19 protein-coding genes and 1 tRNA gene are annotated in these 20,915 nt (G+C 63.1%); 4 read left to right on the top strand and 16 right to left on the bottom strand.

Annotation, left to right across the window (positions count from 1 at the left end):
• From G533_RS0113890 to G533_RS22090, 3 genes are read right to left on the bottom strand one after another with little or no spacing between them, the layout of a single operon-like run.
• Entirely contained in the window at positions 1 to 840 is an 840-nt protein-coding gene (locus tag G533_RS0113890; protein ID WP_027950476.1) for an SDR family NAD(P)-dependent oxidoreductase, read from the bottom strand.
• 39 nt (positions 841 to 879) lie between these two features.
• Positions 880 to 2,262, bottom strand: coding sequence for a hypothetical protein (locus tag G533_RS0113885; protein WP_035528264.1), 1,383 nt, complete (start codon positions 2,260 to 2,262; stop codon positions 880 to 882).
• 43 nt (positions 2,263 to 2,305) lie between these two features.
• A complete protein-coding gene (locus G533_RS22090) occupies positions 2,306 to 3,487 on the bottom strand; it encodes a sulfotransferase family protein (RefSeq protein ID WP_051230369.1) in 1,182 nt (393 codons plus the stop codon).
• A gap of 173 nt (positions 3,488 to 3,660) precedes the next feature.
• Here G533_RS22090 and G533_RS23605 point away from each other — a divergent pair, with 173 nt between their 5' ends.
• Positions 3,661 to 4,305, top strand: coding sequence for a TetR/AcrR family transcriptional regulator (locus tag G533_RS23605; RefSeq protein ID WP_051230367.1), 645 nt, complete (start codon positions 3,661 to 3,663; stop codon positions 4,303 to 4,305).
• Between the two features lie 6 nt (positions 4,306 to 4,311).
• Here G533_RS23605 and G533_RS0113870 read toward each other — a convergent pair whose 3' ends face one another.
• The 12 genes from G533_RS0113870 to G533_RS0113815 all read right to left on the bottom strand — a co-directional run bounded on the left by G533_RS0113870 (position 4,312) and on the right by G533_RS0113815 (position 17,399).
• Positions 4,312 to 4,743, bottom strand: a complete 432-nt coding sequence (locus G533_RS0113870; RefSeq protein WP_027950474.1) for an acyl-CoA thioesterase — start codon at positions 4,741 to 4,743, stop codon at positions 4,312 to 4,314.
• Entirely contained in the window at positions 4,740 to 5,903 is a 1,164-nt protein-coding gene (locus G533_RS0113865; RefSeq protein ID WP_027950473.1) for an iron-containing alcohol dehydrogenase, read from the bottom strand. Before G533_RS0113865 ends, G533_RS0113870 begins: the two co-directional genes overlap by 4 nt.
• 9 nt (positions 5,904 to 5,912) lie before the next feature.
• Positions 5,913 to 6,890, bottom strand: a complete 978-nt coding sequence (locus tag G533_RS0113860) for an NADPH:quinone oxidoreductase family protein (RefSeq protein WP_027950472.1) — start codon at positions 6,888 to 6,890, stop codon at positions 5,913 to 5,915.
• 1 nt (position 6,891) lies between these two features.
• On the bottom strand, positions 6,892 to 8,070 hold the full coding sequence (locus tag G533_RS0113855) for an acetyl-CoA C-acyltransferase (RefSeq protein ID WP_027950471.1): 1,179 nt from the start codon (positions 8,068 to 8,070) through the stop codon (positions 6,892 to 6,894).
• A 40-nt stretch (positions 8,071 to 8,110) separates the two neighbouring features.
• The gene (locus G533_RS0113850; RefSeq protein WP_027950470.1) at positions 8,111 to 9,031 is read right to left on the bottom strand and encodes an SDR family NAD(P)-dependent oxidoreductase; all 921 of its coding nucleotides are present in this window, start codon (positions 9,029 to 9,031) and stop codon (positions 8,111 to 8,113) included.
• Positions 9,032 to 9,083: 52 nt separating this feature from the next.
• Positions 9,084 to 9,548 carry a MaoC family dehydratase gene (locus tag G533_RS0113845; protein ID WP_027950469.1) on the bottom strand — a complete coding sequence of 155 codons (465 nt, stop codon included), beginning with the start codon at positions 9,546 to 9,548 and terminating at the stop codon, positions 9,084 to 9,086.
• A gap of 54 nt (positions 9,549 to 9,602) precedes the next feature.
• Positions 9,603 to 10,853 (bottom strand): acyl-CoA dehydrogenase family protein, encoded by a 1,251-nt coding sequence (locus G533_RS0113840; protein ID WP_027950468.1) that lies wholly within the window; start codon positions 10,851 to 10,853, stop codon positions 9,603 to 9,605.
• A 42-nt stretch (positions 10,854 to 10,895) separates the two neighbouring features.
• Positions 10,896 to 12,605, bottom strand: coding sequence for a class I adenylate-forming enzyme family protein (locus tag G533_RS0113835; protein ID WP_027950467.1), 1,710 nt, complete (start codon positions 12,603 to 12,605; stop codon positions 10,896 to 10,898).
• Between the two features lie 32 nt (positions 12,606 to 12,637).
• Positions 12,638 to 13,777 carry an acyl-CoA dehydrogenase family protein gene (locus tag G533_RS0113830; RefSeq protein WP_027950466.1) on the bottom strand — a complete coding sequence of 380 codons (1,140 nt, stop codon included), beginning with the start codon at positions 13,775 to 13,777 and terminating at the stop codon, positions 12,638 to 12,640.
• 18 nt (positions 13,778 to 13,795) lie between these two features.
• Positions 13,796 to 14,974 carry an acyl-CoA dehydrogenase family protein gene (locus G533_RS0113825; protein WP_027950465.1) on the bottom strand — a complete coding sequence of 393 codons (1,179 nt, stop codon included), beginning with the start codon at positions 14,972 to 14,974 and terminating at the stop codon, positions 13,796 to 13,798.
• A 363-nt stretch (positions 14,975 to 15,337) separates the two neighbouring features.
• Positions 15,338 to 16,132 carry an SDR family oxidoreductase gene (locus G533_RS0113820; protein WP_027950464.1) on the bottom strand — a complete coding sequence of 265 codons (795 nt, stop codon included), beginning with the start codon at positions 16,130 to 16,132 and terminating at the stop codon, positions 15,338 to 15,340.
• Between the two features lie 22 nt (positions 16,133 to 16,154).
• Entirely contained in the window at positions 16,155 to 17,399 is a 1,245-nt protein-coding gene (locus G533_RS0113815; protein WP_027950463.1) for an NADH:flavin oxidoreductase, read from the bottom strand.
• Between the two features lie 136 nt (positions 17,400 to 17,535).
• Between G533_RS0113815 and G533_RS22080 the strand changes: the two genes are divergently transcribed.
• The 3 genes from G533_RS22080 to G533_RS0113800 all read left to right on the top strand — a co-directional run bounded on the left by G533_RS22080 (position 17,536) and on the right by G533_RS0113800 (position 19,470).
• Positions 17,536 to 18,363: a DUF429 domain-containing protein gene (locus G533_RS22080; protein ID WP_035528260.1), complete on the top strand. Its 828-nt coding sequence runs from the start codon at positions 17,536 to 17,538 to the stop codon at positions 18,361 to 18,363.
• A gap of 68 nt (positions 18,364 to 18,431) precedes the next feature.
• Positions 18,432 to 19,346: a cation diffusion facilitator family transporter gene (locus tag G533_RS0113805; protein WP_144079886.1), complete on the top strand. Its 915-nt coding sequence runs from the start codon at positions 18,432 to 18,434 to the stop codon at positions 19,344 to 19,346.
• Between the two features lie 50 nt (positions 19,347 to 19,396).
• Positions 19,397 to 19,470 (top strand) — tRNA-Gly (locus G533_RS0113800).
• Between the two features lie 37 nt (positions 19,471 to 19,507).
• Here the strand turns inward: G533_RS0113800 and G533_RS0113795 are convergent.
• Positions 19,508 to 20,803, bottom strand: a complete 1,296-nt coding sequence (locus tag G533_RS0113795; RefSeq protein WP_027950461.1) for an NADH:flavin oxidoreductase/NADH oxidase family protein — start codon at positions 20,801 to 20,803, stop codon at positions 19,508 to 19,510.
• Between the last annotated feature and the right edge of the window lie 112 nt (positions 20,804 to 20,915).

Here is a 20,915-nt window from a genome sequence, read left to right as displayed (position 1 = left end):
CTACACGGCGGCCGGCAGAAACGCATCCCCCAGCACCGTCTTGCCGTCCAGGCTGCGCACCGCGCGGCCCTGCGCGTGGAGCCACTGGCGACTGTAGGCCACCCGCGCCACGTGCGTTCCGCTACAGAGTGACAGCGCGGCTTCGGCCATCATCTCCACCGGTTCCGCCCAGTCCGGGAACCGCTGGGCGATTTCGCGCACGTATTCGGCGCCCGGGGTCAGCACAATGCTCTCCGGTGCCAGCGTGTTGACGTATATCTGCTCTGGCGCCAGCTCGTGTGCCAGGCCCTCGCTGTAGCGGTTGAGTGCCGCCTTGGAGGCGCCGTAGGCGGCAATCACCAGTGCTGCCTCACGGGTGTGGCGATACGGCGCCACCGGCTGCAGGGCTGTCGCACTGCTTATGTTCAGAATCCACCCGGCACCGCGTTGTCGCATACCCGGCAAGGCCTGCGCGGCCAACTCCATGGGCACATTCACATTAAGGTCAAACATCTGGTTGCGATGATCGGTACTCACCCGGCTCGGCATGTCTGCACGCTGCATGGCGGCGTTGTTGACCAGAATGTCGATAGGCCCGAAATGCACCGCGGCGCGTTCGACCAGATCGGCGCGCGCCGCGACATCGAGCAGGCTGCACACTTCAGCAGCGGCACGCCCGCCCGCGGCGTTGATCTCTGCCACGGCGTCCTCGAGGGTCCCCGGCAGATTACCGTGCGCACCCAGGCGTGATGCCACCAGCACCACCGCCGCACCCTCCGCCGCGAAACGCGTTGCAATGGCGCGACCGATGCCGCGGCTGCCGCCGGTGATCAGTGCTGTTTTGCCTTGTAGTTGTCCCATGTACCGCTCCGTTTTGTTGTTATCTGAGAATTCGTGACATCAGTATTGCCGGTAGCGCCGCTGTACATGCCGGTGGCGCAACAGGCGCTCCGCGGCGCGCTCCTCCGGCGAAACCCGCCGGGCATGTGGCATGTGCTCCGCAATGGCATCAAAGGCCACGCGGGTTACCGTCAGCTCGGGCCACTGCCCCTCGGGCGGCGGCTCGGGGTAGGTCCAGCGCATACTGGTATAACCGTGGCGCACCCCGGTGGTACTCACCCAGTTGGCGATGCCTGGATCACGGTGACACACCACCCAGCGCCGTACACCATCGGGGTCCGCCTCGACAAAGTGTGCGTTGGTGTTACTGGGATAGCTTTCGAAATCGAGCGACTCACCCCACAGATTGGCCAGGTGAAAGCCGAGAGAATGCGGCTCCACTGGCGTGCGGGTTGCGATGACCAGCGCCTCGTCGTCCTCGAGCAGATAGGTACCGCCCGCATAGATATTACTGCTCTGGCCGCCGCCCGTGGCCAGGCCCAGCGCGTTGGGCGGGTTCATGTCGTTCACCGGCATGAAGGGCTTGTCCAGTCCCATGCGCTCACTGATGCCGCCTGGCACCTGGCCGTAGGTCTCCAGCGTTATGGTGTTGAAGGCATTCCAGAAATGCACCTGGTTGCGCGCCACGCGGCCCACGTCACGCAACATCTGCATCGCACCCTCGGGGTCGATGGGCGGGCGCGGTTCGTTTTCACAGCCGATGCGCAGGATTTCCAGGTCCAGCAGGTCCTGGTTTTCCCAGTCGTGGAACAGCTCGCGGCAGGTGAGAAACTTGCCCACGTGCTCCACATCGCGGCTGGTGCGCTTGCTGGCGATGAAGTTGCCGCTGTAGCCGGCGGGCTTTTCCGGTGCAATCAGGATCTCGAAGCTGCCATCGTCGGCAACCTGCAAGGTGGCACTGTCCAGTGTTCCTGTGTTGATGCGTGTACCGGGTTTCATTTCCGACAGCTTACCGCTGTCCCCCGCGTGGCCGCTGGCGAGCTCGAAGATCACATACTGCGGGGCGGTCTTGCCTTCTGCTGCCGGCTCACCGCGCCAGTGACGGCTATCCGCCGCCCGGCCCCGGACGCGGTAGCTGTAATTACCGTCGATCTCCACCCCCAGATAGACCGCGTCCGAATTATCGATGGTAGCGCGATTCATCGGCTGGATCGCGCGTCGGAAGCGCGGATACAGCGGGTCACCCAGAGCGCGCTCGATACCGGCCAGCATAAAGCCCAGCACGTAGCGATAGCCCTCGGCGAGGTGGCGATCCGTGGGCGGTGGCGGATACAGCGCCGGATCATCAATGGCATCCCGCGCCTCCTGGAAGCAGGCGATCATGTCATCGAAGGCCTCACGCAGTGCGTCACGTGTCGCCTGGCTGCTTTCTTGCTCTGGCATAGTGTTATCCTCTGGAATATCAGTGATCTGGGGCGCCCGGAACTCAGGCCGGCGCTCGTGCCGTCTCAGTGCCCGCTCCCGGACCGGGGTCGGCGCCACTGTGGCCGGGCCATCCATAGCGCAGGTAAAAGTCCGCGAGGCGCTGCTCGAGTAATTCGTGTGACAAGGCGTAATCGCCAAGGCTGTACTCGAATTTGGAATGATGGCTCTTTTCGCGCTCGGCATTGGCGCGCAGGAAATCATCAAACTGTGGGCTTACCGTCATGCCCAGCGCCGCGTACACGGCATGCACCGTTTCCTGCGGTTGCCTGGTCAGTTCGCGATAGTCGACGATGGCGCGTGGTGTGTTCGACCGCGCGGCGAGTTGCTGCGCCGGGTTCTCGAAACTCTCGAAGGAAGTCTCCAGCAATAGCGCCAGCGAATGTGCGTAGTCCTCTTGGCGCCAGCCCTTGCTCTTCCACGAAATCTCCACCAGCTTGAGCAGGCTGGGCACACATTCAGCGGGGTCACGCAGCATGACCACGATACGCGCGTCGGGGAAGGTCTCGACAATCGATCCCACCCAGCCGCTCATCACCGGGTTCTTACTCAGGTGAGTGCGCTCCCCGCCGTTGAGCAGCAACTGTCGCTTCACCAGCTCCTTGTAATGATGCATCCAGCGCTTGCGTTTGACGGGCATCTGGTCGAGATGGAACAGGTCCAGCACATCCATCACGGGCAGGTCAGTGGACCACTGCTGCGTGACGAAGGCCGCGCGCATCGCGAACTGATCCTCTTCGGAGGTCCACAGACTCATGTTGTGAATGTGCCGAAACGGGCCGAAGGTTTTGTCATCCCAGGCCTTGATGCGGCGGAACAGAGCGCCATTCAGGAGCCGGGTGTCCACGGTGCCCAGCCAGCGGATGACCCGCTTTTGCAGCAGCGACGGAAACAGCGTTTCCCAGTAGAGAAAGTAACTGAAGCGCTCACCGTCGGCGGACAGAAGCCGATGCATGAGTGTTGTGCCGCTGCGCGCATGGCCGACAATGAACACGGGCGCGACGACACGCTGCGTCCACAGCCGAGGGAAAAACACGTAGTCCAGCAGGAAGCAGAGGGTATGAAACAGCGTGGCCAGCGGTGTTACGAACAACAGCCGCAGCAGCAGGCGCCGACGCCCCGGCCACTCTTTGAGCCCCCAGACATGGCGCAACAGGCGCAGGTAATAATCAACGTCGAAATACATAATGTGCCTTGCCCAGGTTCAGGAATCCAGTACTCTAGCCTCTTTGAAACTGCTGGCAACTGCGGTTTCGAAGAAATACGGGCAGCTGTAACCTGCTGTTATAAAAGGCTTTTAAGGTCACCCCGCGATGCAGAGACAACAGACCTTACATTTTCTGTCAACGGAGCAACGCTGTGTCTGGCAATGAGTTGCCCGCACCGCGCAAGCGGCCTCGTCAGCATCGCTCCCGAGCGCTGGTGGAGGCCATCCGCGAAGCCTGCCTGAAAATCCTGGAACAAGAGGGCCCGGACCAGCTCACCACCGCGCGCATTGCCGACGTGGCGGGCGTGAACATTGCCTCGCTGTATCAGTACTTTCCCAACAAGGAAGCGGTGCTGGCGGAAGTGTACGAAGAGCGCATGGCCGGCCTGCTGGCCCAGACCGAGAGTGAGTTCGGACGTATTCACGCCCTCACTGACCAGGGCGTGGAAGCGACCCTGGCGGCCATCATTGACCTCGAGACCACACTGCTCCTGCAGCTATACCGCATGTATCCCGATTTCTACCTGCAGCACCAACAGAGCCTGGATATACGCGCCCGCGTCAACCAGCTCACCCAATCCCTCGCCAACCCCTCCTGGGAAGAATGGTTTCCGGGCTTTCTGCGACGCCACCGGCAGCAACTGCGCGCCGGCCCGATCGACACCATGGCGTTCATCGCTCGCCGCAGCCTGGATGCCAGCCTGCAGGCGGCGCTGGCTGAACGGCCCGAGGCGCTGGAGGACCCGACCTTTCGCCGGGAAGTGTTGAGCCTGTTGTTGCGCTACCTGCTGAAGTAGCGAGGGTCAGCCGGCGGTCAGCTTTTTCAGCGCGACCCGCAAGCTGTCCGGTATCGGCACCGACCGGTTGGCTGCCCGGTCAACAAACACATGCACAAAGTGCCCGTGCGCCAAAGCTTCATCTTCGCCCTCGCGGAAGATGGCGATGCCGTACTGGACCGAGCTATTGCCGAGGCGGTCCACCCGCAGGCCGCCCTCGATCGCTTCCGGGTAACTGGCCGGGGCGTGGTAGTCGCAGCCCGAGCTCACCACGTAACCGACGATGGTGCCATCCGCGATATCCAGCCCGCCTTCCTCGATAAGATAGCGGTTGGCGACCGAATCGAAGTAGGAATAGTAAATGACGTTGTTGATGTGCCCGTAGGTGTCGTTGTCGGACCAGCGTGTGCTGATGGGGTAGAACACCTTGTAGTCGGCACGCACTGGGCGCTTGCTCATGCGCTCACTCCATGCGCTGCGCGGTAGATCGCCAGCGCATCGGCCTCGCTCACCTCACGCGGGTTGTTTACCAACAGGCGCTGCTGCTGCATGGCATCCGCGGCGAGCATGGGCAGGTCTGCTGCGGGCACGCCGGCCTCCGCCAGTGTCGCCGGCAGGCCCACATCGGCAATCAACTGCTGTAGCGCCTCTACCAGTGCCGCTGCACGGGTGGAAACACTGCCAGTGGTGTTGGGCACAACAATCTCTGCCAGCTCCGCATACAGCGCTTCGGCGGCTGGCATGTTGTAGGCCAGCACCGCAGGCAGTACCAGCGAGTTACTGAGCCCATGAGGAACGTGGTAACGGCCACCCAACGGGTAAGCCAGCGCGTGCACTGCGGCGACCGGGGCATTGGCAAACGCCTGCCCGGCGAAGCAGGCTCCCAGCAACATGGCGGCGCGCGCTTCGCGATTGCCGCCGTCGCTGACAGCGGTGCGAATGTGGGTGGCCAGCAGCCGCAATGCCTCGCGTGCCAGATTGTCGGAAACCGGGTTCTTTTTCAGTTTCGAGGTGTAGGCCTCGATGGCGTGCACCATGGCATCAACGCCGGTCATGGCCGTTACCCGGGGTGGCAGGCCCAGGGTCAAGTCGGCATCGAGCAGGGCAACATCGGGCAGCAGTACAGCGGAAGAGACACCGGCCTTGGTGGTCTCCCCGGTGGTGATGACCGCAACCGGGGTCACCTCGGAGCCGGTACCGGCGGTGGTGGGCACCAGTATCAGGGGCAGGCGTCCGCCGCTGATCTGGTCGACTCCGTACAGGGCCTGCAGCGGCTGAGAGCCCGCCAGCAGCGCCGCCACCACCTTTGCCACATCCATGGAGCTGCCACCGCCCAGCGCAATCACGCCATCCACGGCCGCAGCGCGTCCCAGCGCCGCTGCCGCCTCAACCGTGGCCTCCGGGGGGTCTTCCCGCACCTGATCGTAGAGCACCACGGGCACGCCGGCCGCTTCCAGCGCGGCCTGCACCGGCTGCACCAGCCCGATCGCCATCAAGCCGGGGTCGGTTACCAGCAGCGGCTGACGAATCCCCAGGCGCTGGCAACTCTCTGCCAGGTCCAGAGCGCTGCCCGGTCGGCAAATGAGCTGCGGCACCGTGTTGAAAACGAAAGGCTGCATGGCGTGCTCCTACAGCGTGAGAATCACTTTGCCGCGTGCCCGCCGCTCCATCATGCAGGCATAGGCGGCTTCATAATCCTCCAGGGCAAAGAGGTCGGTGACCACCGGCTTTAATTTGCCCTCGGCAAACAATGCCCATAAATCGTGGATATTCTGCAGGTTCACCGCGGGCTCTTCTGCCATGAAGCGACCCCAGAACACACCCACGATCGAGCAGCCCTTGAGCAACGTAAGATTGAGGGGAATACTGGGGATGGGGCCACTGGCGAAACCGATCACCAGGTAGCGCCCGTTCCAGGCCATGCTGCGCAGGGCCGGTTCGGAATAGTCACCACCCACCGGATCGTACACCACGTCCACGCCTTTGCCGCCGGTGAGTTCCTTCAGGGCATCCTTGAGTGACGCCTCGCTATAGTTGATAAGCTCATCAGCACCGAGTTGCTTGCACAGGGCCAACTTCTCGTCCGTGCTGGCAGCGGCGATCACCCGCGCGCCCATCAGCTTACCCAACTCCACCGCCGTGGTGCCTACGCCGCCCGCCGCACCCAGCACCAGCAGGGTTTCCCCGGGCTGCAAGTTGGCGCGCTGCTTGAGCGCATGGTAGGAGGTGAAATACGTGATGGCGACACCCGCTGCCTGCTCGAACGTGAGCCCGTCCGGCATGGGGAACACAGCGTGCTGGTTGGCCGCAATGCGCGAACAGAACGCACCGTGCGCGCCCATGGAGATCACTTTCTCCCCCGGCTGCAGGCGCTTCACGTTCTTGCCTACCGCCACTACCACGCCCGAGCACTCGCCACCGGGAATGAACGGCAGATCCGGTTTGGTCTGGTACTTGTTCTGGATGATGAGTACATCCGGGAAGTTCAGCCCCGCCGCCTTGACGTCAATCAACACGTCATCGTCACCCATCTCCGGGTCCGGCCATGCGGCCTCGAATGACAGCTTGTCGGGCAGCCCGTGTTCCTTGCATACCACCGCTTTCATATCACAACACCTCGAACAGGCCGGCGGCACCCATGCCACCACCTACGCACATGGTAATCACAACGTATTTCACACCGCGCCGCTTGCCTTCCAGCAAAGCGTGACCAATCATGCGCGAGCCACTCATGCCGTAGGGGTGGCCAATGGAAATCGCCCCGCCGCTGACGTTCAGTTTGTCGTTATCGATGCCCAGCCGGTCGCGGCAGTACACCACCTGCACGGCAAAGGCCTCGTTGAGTTCCCACAGGCCAATGTCATCGACCGACAGGCCGTGCTGCTTGAGCAGTTTCGGCACGGCAAACACCGGGCCGATACCCATTTCGTCTGGCTCGCAGCCCGCCACCGCAATACCGCGATACAAACCCAGCGGCTGCAGGCCTTCCTGCTCTGCCACCTTGGCATCCATCAACAGCTGCGCGGAGGAGCCGTCGGAAAGCTGTGAGGCGTTGCCCGCCGTGATGGTGCCGCCTTCAATTACCGTTTTCAGGCCCGCGAGGCCCTCGGCGGTTGTGGCACGCAGGCCTTCATCGGCGCTGACCGTGGCCTCCGCCTCGGACTGTTCGCCGGTTTCCTTGTTCCACACGATGCGTTTGCAGGTGACCGGCACCAGCTCATCCGCATAGCGCCCGGCTTCATACGCCTCGGCCGTGCGCTGCTGCGACTGCAGGCCGTACTCATCCATGGCCTCGCGCGATATACCGTAGCGCTTGGCCACCACCTCTGCCGTTTGCAGCATGGGCATGTGGATATTGGGGTGCATCGCCATCAGCTCTTCATCCACCATCCTGTGCAGGTTCATATGCTCATTCTGCACCAGCGAGATGGACTCGAGCCCGCCACCCACAACGCAGGTCATGCCATCGTACATGATCTGTTTGGCCGCGGTGGCGACCGCCATGAGGCCAGAGGAACACTGGCGGTCAAGTGTCATGCCGGACACCGTGACCGGCAGCCCTGCGCGCAGGGCAATCTGCCGTGCCACGTTGGAGCCGGTAGCGCCCTGCTGCAGGGCGCTGCCCATGATGACGTCATCCACCCGGGCCGGGTCGATACCCGCCCGGCGTACGGCTTCGGCCACGGAGGCGGCCCCGAGGCTCGCGCCACCGAGGTTGTTGAACCCGCCGCGATAGGCTTTCGCTATCGGCGTACGAGCGGTGGCTACAATCACTGCTTCTTTCATGTCTGTATCTCCCGGCGCGCGAACTCGTGCACCTGTTGAATCAATCGAGTTTGATACCGAGGCCTTCTGCAGCCTTGCCTACCATCTTGACGCTCTGCTCAAAGCCTGCGGTCAGCTCACGCTCACCTTCGCGGCTGCTGATCTGCTCCCAATGCGCCGCAATGCCTTCCGGTGTCTGCTCGTCGACCGGTAGCCAGGTACCTTCTGTTTCCACAATACGCGATACGGCAAACGCGCCTGCGCCCGCGGCCAGAATGGTACGGTTGGGTGAGTCTTCGCTCACCAGATAGAGCACTGCAGGCGTCACGGTCTCGGGAGTGAGCAGCTCGAAGGCTTGTTCCGGCAACAACCCTTCGGTCATGCGGGTACCCGCCGTGGGGGCCAGCGCATTGACGCGAATGTTGTACTTGGCACCTTCCTGTACCAGCGTATTCATGAATCCGACCACGCCCATCTTCGCCGCGCCATAGTTGCTTTGACCGAAGTTGCCATAGAGGCCGCTGGACGAAGTGGTGACCACAATGCGCCCGTAGGACTGGTCGCGCATGATGTCCCATACTGCTTTGGTGCAGTTGACGGTGCCCATCAGGTGTACGTCCAGCACCAGCTGAAAGTCATCCAAGCCGCCCTTGGTGAAACTCTTGTCGCGCAGGATGCCGGCGTTGTTGACCAGAATGTCGACGCGGCCCCACTTCTCCATGGTCTGCTGTACCATGCCTTCCACTTCAGCGAAGTGCGACACGTTGGCGCCATTGGCAATCGCCTCACCGCCGGCCGCTTCGATCTCAGCCACTACGGCACGCGCCGCATCACTGGAGGCGCCTGTGCCGTCCTTCGCGCCGCCCAGGTCATTCACCACCACTTTTGCGCCACGGGCTGCCAGCTCTATGGCGTGACAACGTCCCAACCCCTGACCCGCGCCGGTGACAATGGCGACCTTGCCGTCATAACGAATACTCATGCCTGTTCTCCCTTGATTCGATGTTGCGCACCCGCTGTGCGGGCGCGCCAGATCAGCCTGCTACCACCATGGAAAGCCAGTCGGCTACCAGAGCGGGGTTGTCTTCACCCTCAATCTCGACCGTAATGGCCTGCTTGATGAGGAAGCGGTTGCCCTCCTTGGGCTGCACATCCACGATCTCGACGTGCGCACGCACACGCTTGCCGGCACGCACCGGAGTGAGGAAACGTACCTTGTCGAAGCCGTAGTTGATACCCATCACCACCTTCTCCGGCATGATGCCCACACCCTCACACATCTTCACCAGCATGGAGAGCGTGAGGAAGCCGTGGGCGATGGTGCCACCGAAGGGGGTTTGCGCGGCCTTTTCCTCATCAATGTGAATGAACTGGTGATCCTCCGTGACATCCGCAAAGGCGTTGATACGATCCTGATCCAGGGTTATCCAGGGGCCCGGTTCCAGCTTCAGGCCTTTCTGGTTCACCATTTCGCTGTTGGGAACGACTTTCATGGTCATGTGTGTGTCCTTGAGTTTACGGGTACAGATTGTGTAAACGGCCGGGGATGGCTCTCAACCGTCGCGGAAGGTCGCATTGACCTCCTGTTGTTGCATATAGCCTTTCAGCTCATTGCGGCCCACCACCATGCGGTGAACCTCGTCCGGGCCATCCGCCAGGCGCAGGGTGCGTTGAGCCATGTACATGGCCGCCAGCGGCGTATCCTGGGAAACACCCAGCGCACCGTACATCTGGATGGCCTGGTCGACAATGCGGATAGAGATATTCGGCACCGCGGTCTTGATCATGGAAATCCACACGCGGGCCTCCTTCGGGGGCACGTTGTCCATCATCCAGGCCGTTTTCAGCGTCAGCAGACGCGCCATTTCAATATCCATGCGCGCATTGGCGATGATGTCCACATTGCCGCCAAGACGCGCCAGTGGCTTGCCGAAGGCAGTGCGGGACACCGCGCGTTCACACAGCAGCTTGAGTGCTTTTTCCGCCGCGCCGATGGCGCGCATGCAGTGGTGGATGCGGCCCGGGCCCAGTCGGCCCTGGGAAATCTCGAAGCCGCGGCCGGGGCCGAGGATCATGTTCTCTTTCGGCACCCGCACATTGGTGTAGCGCTGGTGCATGTGTCCGTGCGGGGCATCGTCCATGGAAAACACGTTCATGGCGCGCAGGTTCTCCACACCGGGTGTATTCATGGGCACCAGTATTTGCGATTGCTGCAGGTGCTTGGGGGCCTCGGGGTCAGTCTTGACCATGACGATCATGATCTTGCAACGCGGGTCGCCAGCACCGGAGATATAGTGCTTCTCGCCATTGATCACCCACTCATCGCCCTCCAGCACGGCCGACGTGCAGATATTGGTCGCGTCCGACGAGGCCACACCGGGCTCCGTCATGGCGTAGGCCGAGCGGATCTCCCCGTTCAGCAACGGTTCCAACCACTCGCGTTTCTGGTCTTCGCTGCCGTACTTGTGCAGCACCTCCATATTGCCGGTATCGGGTGCAGCGCAGTTGAATACCTCGGCGGCGATATGCGATTTGCCCATTTCCTCCGCCAGGTAGGCGTACTCTACCGTGGTGAGCCCGGAACCGTGCTCACCGTCGGTCAGGAAGAAATTCCACAAGCCGGCCGCCTTCGCCTTGCCTTTCAGCGCTTCCATGATCTCGGTTTGACGGGGAGTGAACTGCCAGCGGTCACCGACGCCGATCTCCGCAATGTACTCCTCCTCCAGCGGCGCAATTTCTTCTGTTACAAAGGCCCTGACCTGCGCCAACAGGGGCTTAAGTTTGTCACTGACTCCAAGATCCATTGTGTACTCGCTTTTTGCCGTGTGATGAATAATAGCCCGCCCTTACTGGCTGGCCGCCTGTGTCAGTTCGGCACTGTAGTGAGCCTTGAGCTGACGCTTGAAAATCTTGCCTGAGGCAATGCGCGGCAGCGCCTCGGTCTGCAGCCACACCCGCAGCGGCACTTTGAACGCCGCCAGGTGCTCACCCAGGAAACGCTGCAACGCTTCCACGCCAAGTTCATCGCCTTCGCGCAGCACCACCACGGCGGCCACGCTCTCGCCGAGACGCTCGTCCGGCAGGCCGAACACGGCCGCTTCGCGCACGGCGGGATGGCGGTGAATGGCGGCTTCCACCTCGATACAACTGATGTTTTCACCACCGCGGATAATGATGTCCTTGATACGATCGACGATGTAGAGAAAACCTTCAGCGTCCAGGCGGGCGACATCGCCGGTGTGGAACCAGCCGTCGATAAACGCTTCCCGTGTGGCTTCCGGCTTGTTCCAGTACCCGCGCGCATTGGCAGTGGACTTGATACACAACTCGCCACGCTCGCCGGCGGGCAGGACGCGCCCGGCACTGTCGATAATTTTGAATTCGGTCACGGCGGGTACCACCCGGCCGGTGCTCTCCGGCCGCGCCACATAAGCCGCACCGGCGTTCACTGCGCCCAGGGCGTTGGTCTCGGTGAGCCCGTAGCCTATGCCCGGCGCCGAGCGCTGAAAGGTACCGGCGATCTTGCCCACCTGGTCGGGTGGGCGGGCGGCGCCGCCAGAGAAAATCTCGACCAGAGATGACACATCGCGGGAGCTCGTCAAGGCCGCTGCCTGCAATTCAGACGACATGGTCGGCACACCGTTGAACCAGGTAATACGTTCAGCCTCGATCAACCGCAGGGCCTCCTGCACATCCCATTTGTGCATGATGACCAGCTTGCGCCCAATCAGCAGCGAAAGCAGGAACGCCGAGTGGCTGGCCGTGCAGTGAAACAGGGGGATCGTCAGCAACCCGGCGGGGCCGTGGGCCGGCTTCACCGTCTCCCCCGCCAGTTGTTTGTTCACCGTGCCCTGCAGCAGCCAGCTCCACAGCGCGGCCAAGACCGCGCGGTGCGTGGACACCGCACCCTTCGGGTGCCCGGTAGACCCGGAGGTATACATGATGGTGGCGTCGTCGTCAGGCGCCACCGCCACGCCGGGCATCTCACTACCCGCAAAGTCCCGCTGCAGATCGTCGAAACCCACCGTCTCCAGTGCCGTATCGCTGCAATCCCCCACCGCAATCACCGCCAGCGCGTGGCGCGTCGCAATAGGTGCCAGACGGCTGACGCGCTCAGGGTCGGCGATTACCACGCGGCTGCCGCTGTCTTCGATGCCGTAATCCAGCTCCTCGGTTGTCCACCAGGCATTCATCGGCACAGCCACCGCGCCAATCGAGACAATGGCAATGAAGGCCATCATCCATTCCGGGTTGTTGCGGCTGGCAATGGCCACCCGGTCCCCTGGTGCCACCTCAAAACGCTGCTGCAATGCAGCGGCCAATGCCGCGCTGCGCGCCCAGGCTTCAGCAAAGGAGTAGCGCTGATCGCGGTACACGGCGAAACAGCGATCGCCGTGCTGACGCATCAACGCGCAGTATTGGCCCAGGTTGGCGGGCATGCCGCTGTAGGAGCGAAAATCCACGCCGGCCAGCGTCACGGTCTCCAGTGCGAAGGGTTGTCCGGAGGCGGTCAGCGCGGCCACACAGTCAGCGAATGGATCCGCGGATGCTTGCATATCACTTACCTTCCAGGTGGCCAGAGGGTGCTTCAGAATCCACTGAGCTGGGCAAAGCGGTCGAGGTGATAGTTATAGTCGCCGAAGGTGTGTTGTGCGACACGCGCACGCTTGATAAAGAAGCCGATGTCGTACTCGTCGGTCATGCCGATACCCCCGTGCATCTGGATACCTTCATTGGTGGCCCGTTGCGCCACCTCGCAGAGCTTGGCCTTCGCCGCGCTTGCCAGGAGGGGCAGTTGCGGGTCATCTGCATCAATCGCCTGCAAGGCTTTCAATACGATGGAGCGCGCCAGCTCCAGCTCGGCGAAGAGCTCCGCGGCCCGGTGTTGCAAGCCTTGGAAACTACCGATGACCTTGCCAAACTGCTTGCGCTCCTTGAGGTACTCCACGGTGCGTTCGAAGGCTTCTGTGGCTACACCCAGCAATTCTGCGGCGAGCCCGATGTTGGCGATATCGAGACTGCGGCTGAGTCCGTTCCAGGCGGCGTCAACCTCGCCGAGCACGGCGCTGGCAGCAACGTCTACCCCGTTCAGCTCTAAGGCACCCACGCCACGCGCATCCACCAGGCTGCGCTGCTCCACCGTCAGGCACGCCGCGTCTGCCGCCACCAGAAACGCCGTCAGGCCCGCACTGTCACCGGGAACGCCGGAGGTTCGTGCAATCACCACGAACTGCTGCGCCGCGAGCGCATCAAGCACCAGGCACTTTTCACCCTGCAGACGGTATCCTGCGCCGGCAATCTCGGCCTTCAGCGCCGTGTCTTCGGGAGCATGCTGCGGCCCTTCCTGCAGCGCCAGGCTGACATGCAGCTCGCCCGCCGCCACGGCAGGCAACAGCGACTGCTTCTGCGCTTCGCTGCCAAGCGCGTTGATCAGGGTGCCCCCCAGCAGTACCGTCGACTGCAAGGGCACCGGGCTCAGGTGGCGGCCCACCTGCTCCAGCACCAGGCCGAGCCCGGTGTAACCGTAGCCGAGGCCACCGTAGGCTTCGGGAATGGCAATACCCGGCCAACCCATGGTGGCGATATCCTGCCAGACCTCGGGCGTAAACCCACGCGCATCCCCCGCGTCGCGCAGCGCCCGCAGCTGCGCCACCCCGGCTTTCTGTGCCAGCAGCCCCGCGGCGGACTCCTTGAGCATTATCTGTTCTTCTGTCAGTACCAGTGCCATGTCAATGTCCTCTCGCGTTCAATCCGGCAAGCCCAGTACGCGCTTGGCAATAATATTCAGTTGCACCTCGGAGGTGCCGCCTTCGATGGAATTACCCTTGGAGCGTAGCCAGTCGCGGCTGGTGGCGCCGCCGCCGTACACATCGCCATCCCAGCCCAGCGCCGGCTCGCCGCCGATCGCCAGGTTCAGTTCGTTGCGGCGCTTGTTCAGCTCGGTGCCGTAATATTTGAAGATGGATGACGCCGCGCCAAGGCCCTGCCCCGCCTTGGCTTCGTCTCCCACGCGGCTCATGGTCGCGCCGAAAGCCAGTGCATCCAGCTGGTACTGCGCGATAGTGTGGCGCAGGATGCCGTTACGCAGCCGCCCGCTGGCGTCAGATCCCAGGTTTTCCACTGCCACTGCGCCGAGGGATTTCGCCGGTGCAGCACCAAACGCGGAAATCATTTCCCGCTCGTGCGTGAGAAGGTACTTGGCAATTGCCCAGCCCTTGCCCTCTTCGCCGACCAGGTTGCGCTTGTCGGCGCGGACATTGTCGAAAAATGTCTCGCAGAAAGGAGAGGAACCGCTGATCAGCTTGATCGGGCGCGTCGTCACGCCCTCGCTGGCCATGTCAAACAACACGAAGCTGATGCCTTCGTGCTTGCTGCCAGTGTTGTCCGTGCGCACCAGACAGAAAATCCAGTCCGCCTTGTCGGCATAGGAGGTCCAGACCTTCTGGCCGTTGATGATGTAATGGTCACCGCGGTCTTCTGCCCGGGTTTGCAGGCTGGCCAGATCGGACCCCGCGTTGGGCTCGGAGTAGCCCTGGCACCAGCGAATTTCGCCACGGCAGATGGGCGGCAGGTGCTCCTGCTTCTGCGCTTCGCTACCGAACTTGAGCAGGGCCGGACCAAGCATCGAGATACCGAAGCTCTCCAGCGGCCGACGCGCACCAAGTCGCGCCATCTCCTGCTGCAGGATTTTCGCCTCCTCCTTGTTCAGGCCACCGCCACCGTATTCGCGCGGCCACTGTGGCACGGTCCAGCCGCGCTGCGCCATGCGCTCGCACCACAGCTGCTGGTCGGGATGGTCGACTTCGGGGTTGCGTCCGCCCATGTACAGGTCATCAAAGCCGCGGACGGGTTCACGCATGGCGGCGGGACAATTTTCCTCCAGCCAGGCACGGGTATCAGCACGAAAGTGTTCCAGGTCGCTCACAAGGGCACCTCTTAAGGTCGGTACAGCCAATCAAGAAAGCGGGGCAACCAATGCGCCAGCCGCGCATTTGAACATACAGTATGTTTTGCTAACGTTCAAGAATGCCCGGTTTTGTCGACGTACATATCGGCAGCGGCAACAGGCACCAGGGCATCGGCACTTTCCCGCTGGGCCGGACAGGGGCGATTGGGCAAGCCCGTGGCTATGTCCTCGATGGCCAGCTGCAGGCTACTGAAGTGCGCGCGGAAGTAGCAGGCCGAAGCGCCAACGCCAGGGAGACAGGTGCCCGCGAAAGGAAATGCGGCAAAAAAGTCCGCTGTATTGGCCAGCGCCGCCGGCCCGGTCCCGCCATGGTGCGCGAGACTAGAACTGCGCCCGGGGCATCTCCACCTGGGAATAGGTCAGCCCGCCATTGACGCCGCAGATCTCACCGGTGACATAGGCCGCCGCAGGCGACGCCAGGTACAGCGCACAGGCGGCAATATCCTCCGCCTCGCCCAGACGCGCCAACGGTGTGCGCGCGGACATGGTCTGTTCCATTTCAGGTGTCATGAAGTTTTCCAGCGCGGTAGTTACGGTGGCGCCCACGCCGATGCCGTTGACGCGCACCTTGGGCGCGAAGTCCTGCGCCAGCGCCCGTGTCAGCCAGGACAACGCGGCCTTGCCGGTGCCGTAGGCGGCAAAACCCGCCTGTGGCAGGCTGCCCGCGACAGAGGAGATGTTGACAATGGCCCCCTTGCCGGCGGTTGCCACCATATGGGGCACACTGAGCCGCGACAGGGAAAATGCCGAGGTCACATTGAAATGGAAGCAGGCATCAAAGTCATCGTCGGTCGTGTCCAGCGCTGGCTTGGGGCCCCAACCACCCGCGTTATTGACCAGGATATCCAGGCGCCCGAATTCCGCCAGGGTGGCCTCCACCAGAGCCGCGCGCTGCTCAGCACTCGTCACATCGCAGGTCACGACAAGCGCGCGACGACCGCGAGCGCGCACCTTTTCCGCAACGCTTTCCAGTTCGCTCAGGGTGCGCGCGGAAATGGCTACATCGGCGCCCGCATCAGCGTAAGCGAGCGCGGTGGCCGCGCCGATACCGCGCCCTGCCCCGGTAATCAGGGCCACCTGGCCATCCAGACGAAAGCGATCAAGAATACTGCTCATGGGGCACTCCTCACTGGGGTTTTCACTGGACCGCTGCGGCGGGAATGGTATTCAACACCGGGTCGTTGGGCGGGTTATGCACACACCAGGTGCCGGCGGGGTGGTAGATGTAGGCGACGCAGCCATTGCAGTTGTCACAGCCGGATTCAGTCAGCTCGCCACTGCGCAGCTTGTTCACCAGCCCCGGGTCGTGAATCAGTGGCCGCGCCATCACCACGCAGTCGAAGCCTTCCGCCAGCGACTGCTCGGCATGGGCCAGCGAGCGGGCGCCACCGAGATACGCCAGCGGCATGTCGACCGCGGCGCGAATCTTGCGCGAATATTCCAGGAAGTACATGGGCTTGAAATCGATCTTGGGCTCGCTGGAAGACGCCGCTTTCATCATCAGCGACGTGATCCACTCACCCTGCTGTTTGAGCACACGAGCGATGACCTCGCGGTTCATATTGCTGCCGAACATGAACCAGGTGGACTCCACATTACGACCGCCGGACAGCACCAGCATGTCTGCGCCCGCCGCCTGCAGCGCCTGGGCGGTGACCATACCGTCTTCCGCCGTGGCGCCACGCCGGGTGCCATCGGCCACATTGATCTTGGCCAGTACCGCCATGTCGCTACCCACGGCGCGTTTCACCGCCGCCAACACGCGCGCCGGGAAGCGCACACGGTTTTCCGCGCTGCCGCCGTACTCGTCGGTGCGCCGATTGCTAAGGGGAGAAATGAACTGGTTGAGCAGGTAGCCGTGGCCCATGTGCAACTCGACGGCATCAAAGCCGCCTTCTTTCGCCAATTCCGCCGCGCGGACAAATTCACCCTCCACGCGCGCCATGTCATCCTCGTTCATGGCGCGTTGCAGGATATTGCCTTTCATGAGGCCGGCGGGGTTGAAGCCGGAGGAGGAGCTGATCGTGCGGCCGGCAACCTTCATGCCGGTTACAAAAGAGCCCCCATGCGTGATTTGCGCAGAAATGGCCGCGCCCTCGTCATGCACCGCTTGCGTCAGTACACGCAGGTCGGGGATCACCTCGGGGCGCATCCAGATCTGGTTGGGTAAGGTGCGCCCAACCTTGGCCACCGCCATGTAGGCCACCGTGGTCATGCCCACGCCGCCCGCCGCCAGGTCGCGGTGATGCTTCACCAGTGCCTTGGTCGGTTTACCGTCCAGGCACATCGCTTCATTGGCGCCCGACTTGATGAACCGGTTGCGCAGGGTGAGCGGGCCGATAGTAACCGGATCGAAAGGGGTGGGTACAGTGCTTGACGCCATGCTGGGCTGCCCTCGTATTTGTGCCATGTGCCCGCATAGTACTCCCGGCAGGCGGCCACCGCGATGTCTGGCTGCGCGTACAGGTTGATCGGTTTAATATGACAGGCGCAGCTACCGTACGGAGACGCCACGCGCAATGCAGATCCTGGGCATCGATTTCACCAGCCGCCCGCGCCGGGCCAAGCCCATTACCGCCCTGCAGTGCACACTGCAGGGTGATCACCTCGAAGCTGGCACGCTCCACCGCCTGGAGAGTTTCGAGGCGTTTGAAGCGCTCCTCGACCGGCCCGGGCCCTGGGTTGCGGGGCTGGACTTCCCCTTTGGGCAAGCACGCCGCTTCATCCGCAACATCGGTTGGCCCGAGCAATGGGCAGACTACGTGGGCCTGGCGCAAGGGCTCGGGCGGGCCGGCTTTCGCAGCGCGCTGGATGACTATCGCAGCGGCCGACCGGCGGGGGACCGCGAGCACCGGCGCCAGAGCGATGCGCTGGCGGGCGCCATCAGCCCGCAAAAGCTCTACGGCGTACCGGTGGGCTTGATGTTCTTCGAGGGCGCGCCGCGGCTGCTGGCATCCGGGGTGACGGTGGCGGGTCTGCAGCGCGGCGATCCGGGCCGCATTGCGGTAGAAGCTTACCCCGGCCTGCTGGCAAGGCACTGCATTGGCCGGCGCAGCTATAAGCAGGATACCCGCAGCAAACAGACAGCGGCGCAGGCACAGGCCCGCCGTGACCTGCTGCACGCCGTGCGCGGCGCAGCCGTGCAGGACCGCTATGGGCTGCGCGTGAGCGCCCCGGATACTCTGGCGGACGACCCCGGCGCCGATACGCTGGATGCCCTGCTGTGCGCCATTCAAGCGGCCTGGGCCTGGCGTCAGGGCCCACCACAGTTTGGCCTGCCTGCCGGCACTGACGCCCTCGAGGGCTGGATCGCAGACCCTGGCCTGGCACAGCCCGGGCAGGGCTGATTCTTTGCCAATGCCGCGCCGCTGCTCTATCCTGCTGCCAGGCCACCCCGCAGCGGACATCCACACTCATGAACGCCCCGACATCACCCGAGCAGGCCGCGCGCCTGATGAAGATGGCGACGTATGCCTCGGTCACCGTCGCCGCGGTGCTGATACTGGCCAAGAGCGTCGCCTACTGGCAGACCTCTTCAGTGAGCATACTGGCGTCGTTGGTGGATTCACTGATGGATTCCGGGGCCTCTCTACTCAACCTGTTTGCCGTACGCTATGCCCTGGAGCCCGCCGATCGTCAGCACCGCTTCGGGCACGGCAAGGCCGAGTCGATTGCGGCACTGGCGCAGAGCGCATTTATTATCGTTTCCGGCCTGCTGCTGCTGGTGGAGGCCTGCAGGCGCCTGCTGCAACCAGAACCCATCGGCGCATTTGGCGTGGGCCTGGCCGTGATGCTGATCACCATCGCGGCCACCGCCGTGCTGCTCGTTTTCCAGGGCTACGTGATACGCCGCACCAACTCGGCGGCCATCCGCGCGGATGCCTTGCACTACCGCACTGACCTGCTGACCAATTCCGGCGTGGTGGTAGCCCTGCTGCTGGCCCAGTTTGGCTGGCCCGGCACCGACCCGCTGTTCGCCATTGCCGCTGCGCTGTACATCCTCTGGTCGGCGCGCAGTATCATGCGCTCCGCCTTCAACGAACTGGTCGACAGAGAACTGCCAGACACCCAGCGTGCGCAGATTATCGCCATTGCAGAAACCCATCCCGAGGTCCGCGGGGTGCATGACCTGCGCACCCGCAGCGCCGGGCGCATCGACTTTGTGGAGATGCACCTGGAGCTGGACGGCAGCATGCCCCTGGTCAAGGCGCATCGCATCTCGGACGAAGTGGAAGCCGCGGTCATCGCGGCGATGCCGGGTGCCGATGTGGTCATCCACCAGGATCCAGCAGGCATTGTGGAAGTGCAACAGGACGAGCAATTACAGTAACGTGCGGCTTTGACGCCACTCCCGCTTCAGGCTAACATCGCCCGGGCCAAGCGGGTGTAGTTCAATGGCAGAACTTCAGCTTCCCAAGCTGATAGCGTGGGTTCGATTCCCATCACCCGCTCCAACTTTCAGCACGGCTGAAAAGCCGGTAAAGCGCGACTTCAACCTACCCGCGTTCGCCCGCGCAGCAAACGCTGCTGCTCAATCGCCACCCGCAGCGCCCCGCGCAACACCGAAAGTTCTGGCTCCACCGCACCGCGTTTGCCCAGGGCGTCCAGTTGCGCATAGAACCAATATTGCGCCGCAAAGGTGTCCAGCGTCTTCATGATTTGAAAGCGTTTCAAGGCGTGCATCCAACCTGGCAGCAGGCCCCGCCCCTCTTCATAGCGAGGAACCGCAGCGGCGCCCGCCAGCAAGCGCGCGGGCGCATCCGGCTGCAGGCACATCGGTCGACCCAGGCCGATCACGTCGACGCCGCCAGATGCCAGCGCCTCCTGCATCGCAGCACGCGTGCGAAAACCGCCTGTCACCATCAGTGGCACACTCACCTCCCGCCGCATGGCCAGCGCAAAGTCGACAAAATAGGCCTCTCGCTCCAGGGTGGAGGCCGCCACTCCCTGCGGATCGGGTGCCTCCAGCCCCTCTACCCCGAGCAGGCGGGGCTGTTCATAGGTACCACCGGAAATCTCGATCAGGTCAACACCCGCCGCTTCCAGCCACCCGGCGACCCGCAAGCTGTCATCGAAATTAAAACCCCCGCGCTGGAAATCCGCACTGTTCAGCTTGACGGCCACGGCGGCGCGGGGGCCAACAGCGTCGCGCACCGCCGCCACCACCTGCAGCAGGAGGCGGGCGCGATTTTCCAGGCTGCCGCCATACTCGTCGCGCCGTTGGTTGCTGCGCGGACTGAGAAACTGCGAGAGCAGGTAGCCGTGCGCTGCGTGCACCTGAACGCCGCTGAAACCCGCCTCACAAACTGCGCGCGCGGCAATGGCAAAACGCTGCACCAGACCGGCAATCTCTTCGGTGGCAAGTGCCACTGGTGTGCCAAACTGGCCGCCGGGCAAACCCAGCTGGACTGCCGATGGCGCTTGCGGGTGTTTGTTGACCGACTTCATGGTCTGTCGACCCGCGTGGCTCAGCTGCACCCAGGCGAGATTGCCGCCCGCGGTGCTCGCCTGCGCCCAGCCAGCCAGCGCTGCGCGCATGGCAGCGTCCGGCTCGCAATCAACCACCACATTGCCGGGACGCTCCAGGTGGTTGCGATCGACAATCACATTGCCGGTCAGCAGCAAGCCGGCACCACCGGCGGCCCAACGCTGATAGAGCTGGTTCAACGCCGGTGTCGGCACACCATCGGGCGTTGCCAGGCCTTCCGTCATGGCGGCCTTGGCGATACGGTTTGGCAGCTGCAGGCCACAGGGCAGCTCAAGTGCGCTGGCAAGCGAGTCGGTCATGGCGGCGAGTTTCCGGTGCGGGTCATGTGTTTGTCATGGTATCCAGCGTCATTTTTCGCTATGTTGCAAGGCTAAAGTTGCATTACCCGCGGCAATGCCCACAACAACAGTA

The sequence above is a fragment of the Haliea salexigens DSM 19537 genome, from assembly GCF_000423125.1.
GTDB lineage: Bacteria > Pseudomonadota > Gammaproteobacteria > Pseudomonadales > Halieaceae > Haliea > Haliea salexigens.
Note: the sequence above shows the minus strand (reverse complement) of the source record. Positions and strands in the feature narration are given on the sequence as shown.

Excerpts from the sequence above, each read along its gene's own strand:
- G533_RS0113890 (WP_027950476.1), bottom strand. The coding sequence starts at position 840 with ATGGGACAACTACAAGGCAAAACAGCACTGATCACCGGCGGCAGCCGC.
- G533_RS0113885 (WP_035528264.1), bottom strand. The coding sequence starts at position 2,262 with ATGCCAGAGCAAGAAAGCAGCCAGGCGACACGTGACGCACTGCGTGAG.
- G533_RS22090 (WP_051230369.1), bottom strand. The coding sequence starts at position 3,487 with ATGTATTTCGACGTTGATTATTACCTGCGCCTGTTGCGCCATGTCTGG.
- G533_RS0113870 (WP_027950474.1), bottom strand. The coding sequence starts at position 4,743 with ATGAGCAAGCGCCCAGTGCGTGCCGACTACAAGGTGTTCTACCCCATC.
- G533_RS0113865 (WP_027950473.1), bottom strand. The coding sequence starts at position 5,903 with ATGCAGCCTTTCGTTTTCAACACGGTGCCGCAGCTCATTTGCCGACCG.
- G533_RS0113860 (WP_027950472.1), bottom strand. The coding sequence starts at position 6,890 with ATGAAAGCGGTGGTATGCAAGGAACACGGGCTGCCCGACAAGCTGTCA.
- G533_RS0113855 (WP_027950471.1), bottom strand. The coding sequence starts at position 8,070 with ATGAAAGAAGCAGTGATTGTAGCCACCGCTCGTACGCCGATAGCGAAA.
- G533_RS0113850 (WP_027950470.1), bottom strand. The coding sequence starts at position 9,031 with ATGAGTATTCGTTATGACGGCAAGGTCGCCATTGTCACCGGCGCGGGT.
- G533_RS0113845 (WP_027950469.1), bottom strand. The coding sequence starts at position 9,548 with ATGACCATGAAAGTCGTTCCCAACAGCGAAATGGTGAACCAGAAAGGC.
- G533_RS0113840 (WP_027950468.1), bottom strand. The coding sequence starts at position 10,853 with ATGGATCTTGGAGTCAGTGACAAACTTAAGCCCCTGTTGGCGCAGGTC.
- G533_RS0113835 (WP_027950467.1), bottom strand. The coding sequence starts at position 12,605 with ATGCAAGCATCCGCGGATCCATTCGCTGACTGTGTGGCCGCGCTGACC.
- G533_RS0113830 (WP_027950466.1), bottom strand. The coding sequence starts at position 13,777 with ATGGCACTGGTACTGACAGAAGAACAGATAATGCTCAAGGAGTCCGCC.
- G533_RS0113820 (WP_027950464.1), bottom strand. The coding sequence starts at position 16,132 with ATGAGCAGTATTCTTGATCGCTTTCGTCTGGATGGCCAGGTGGCCCTG.
- G533_RS0113815 (WP_027950463.1), bottom strand. The coding sequence starts at position 17,399 with ATGGCGTCAAGCACTGTACCCACCCCTTTCGATCCGGTTACTATCGGC.
- G533_RS22080 (WP_035528260.1), top strand. The coding sequence starts at position 17,536 with ATGCAGATCCTGGGCATCGATTTCACCAGCCGCCCGCGCCGGGCCAAG.
- G533_RS0113805 (WP_144079886.1), top strand. The coding sequence starts at position 18,432 with ATGAACGCCCCGACATCACCCGAGCAGGCCGCGCGCCTGATGAAGATG.
- G533_RS0113795 (WP_027950461.1), bottom strand. The coding sequence starts at position 20,803 with ATGACCGACTCGCTTGCCAGCGCACTTGAGCTGCCCTGTGGCCTGCAG.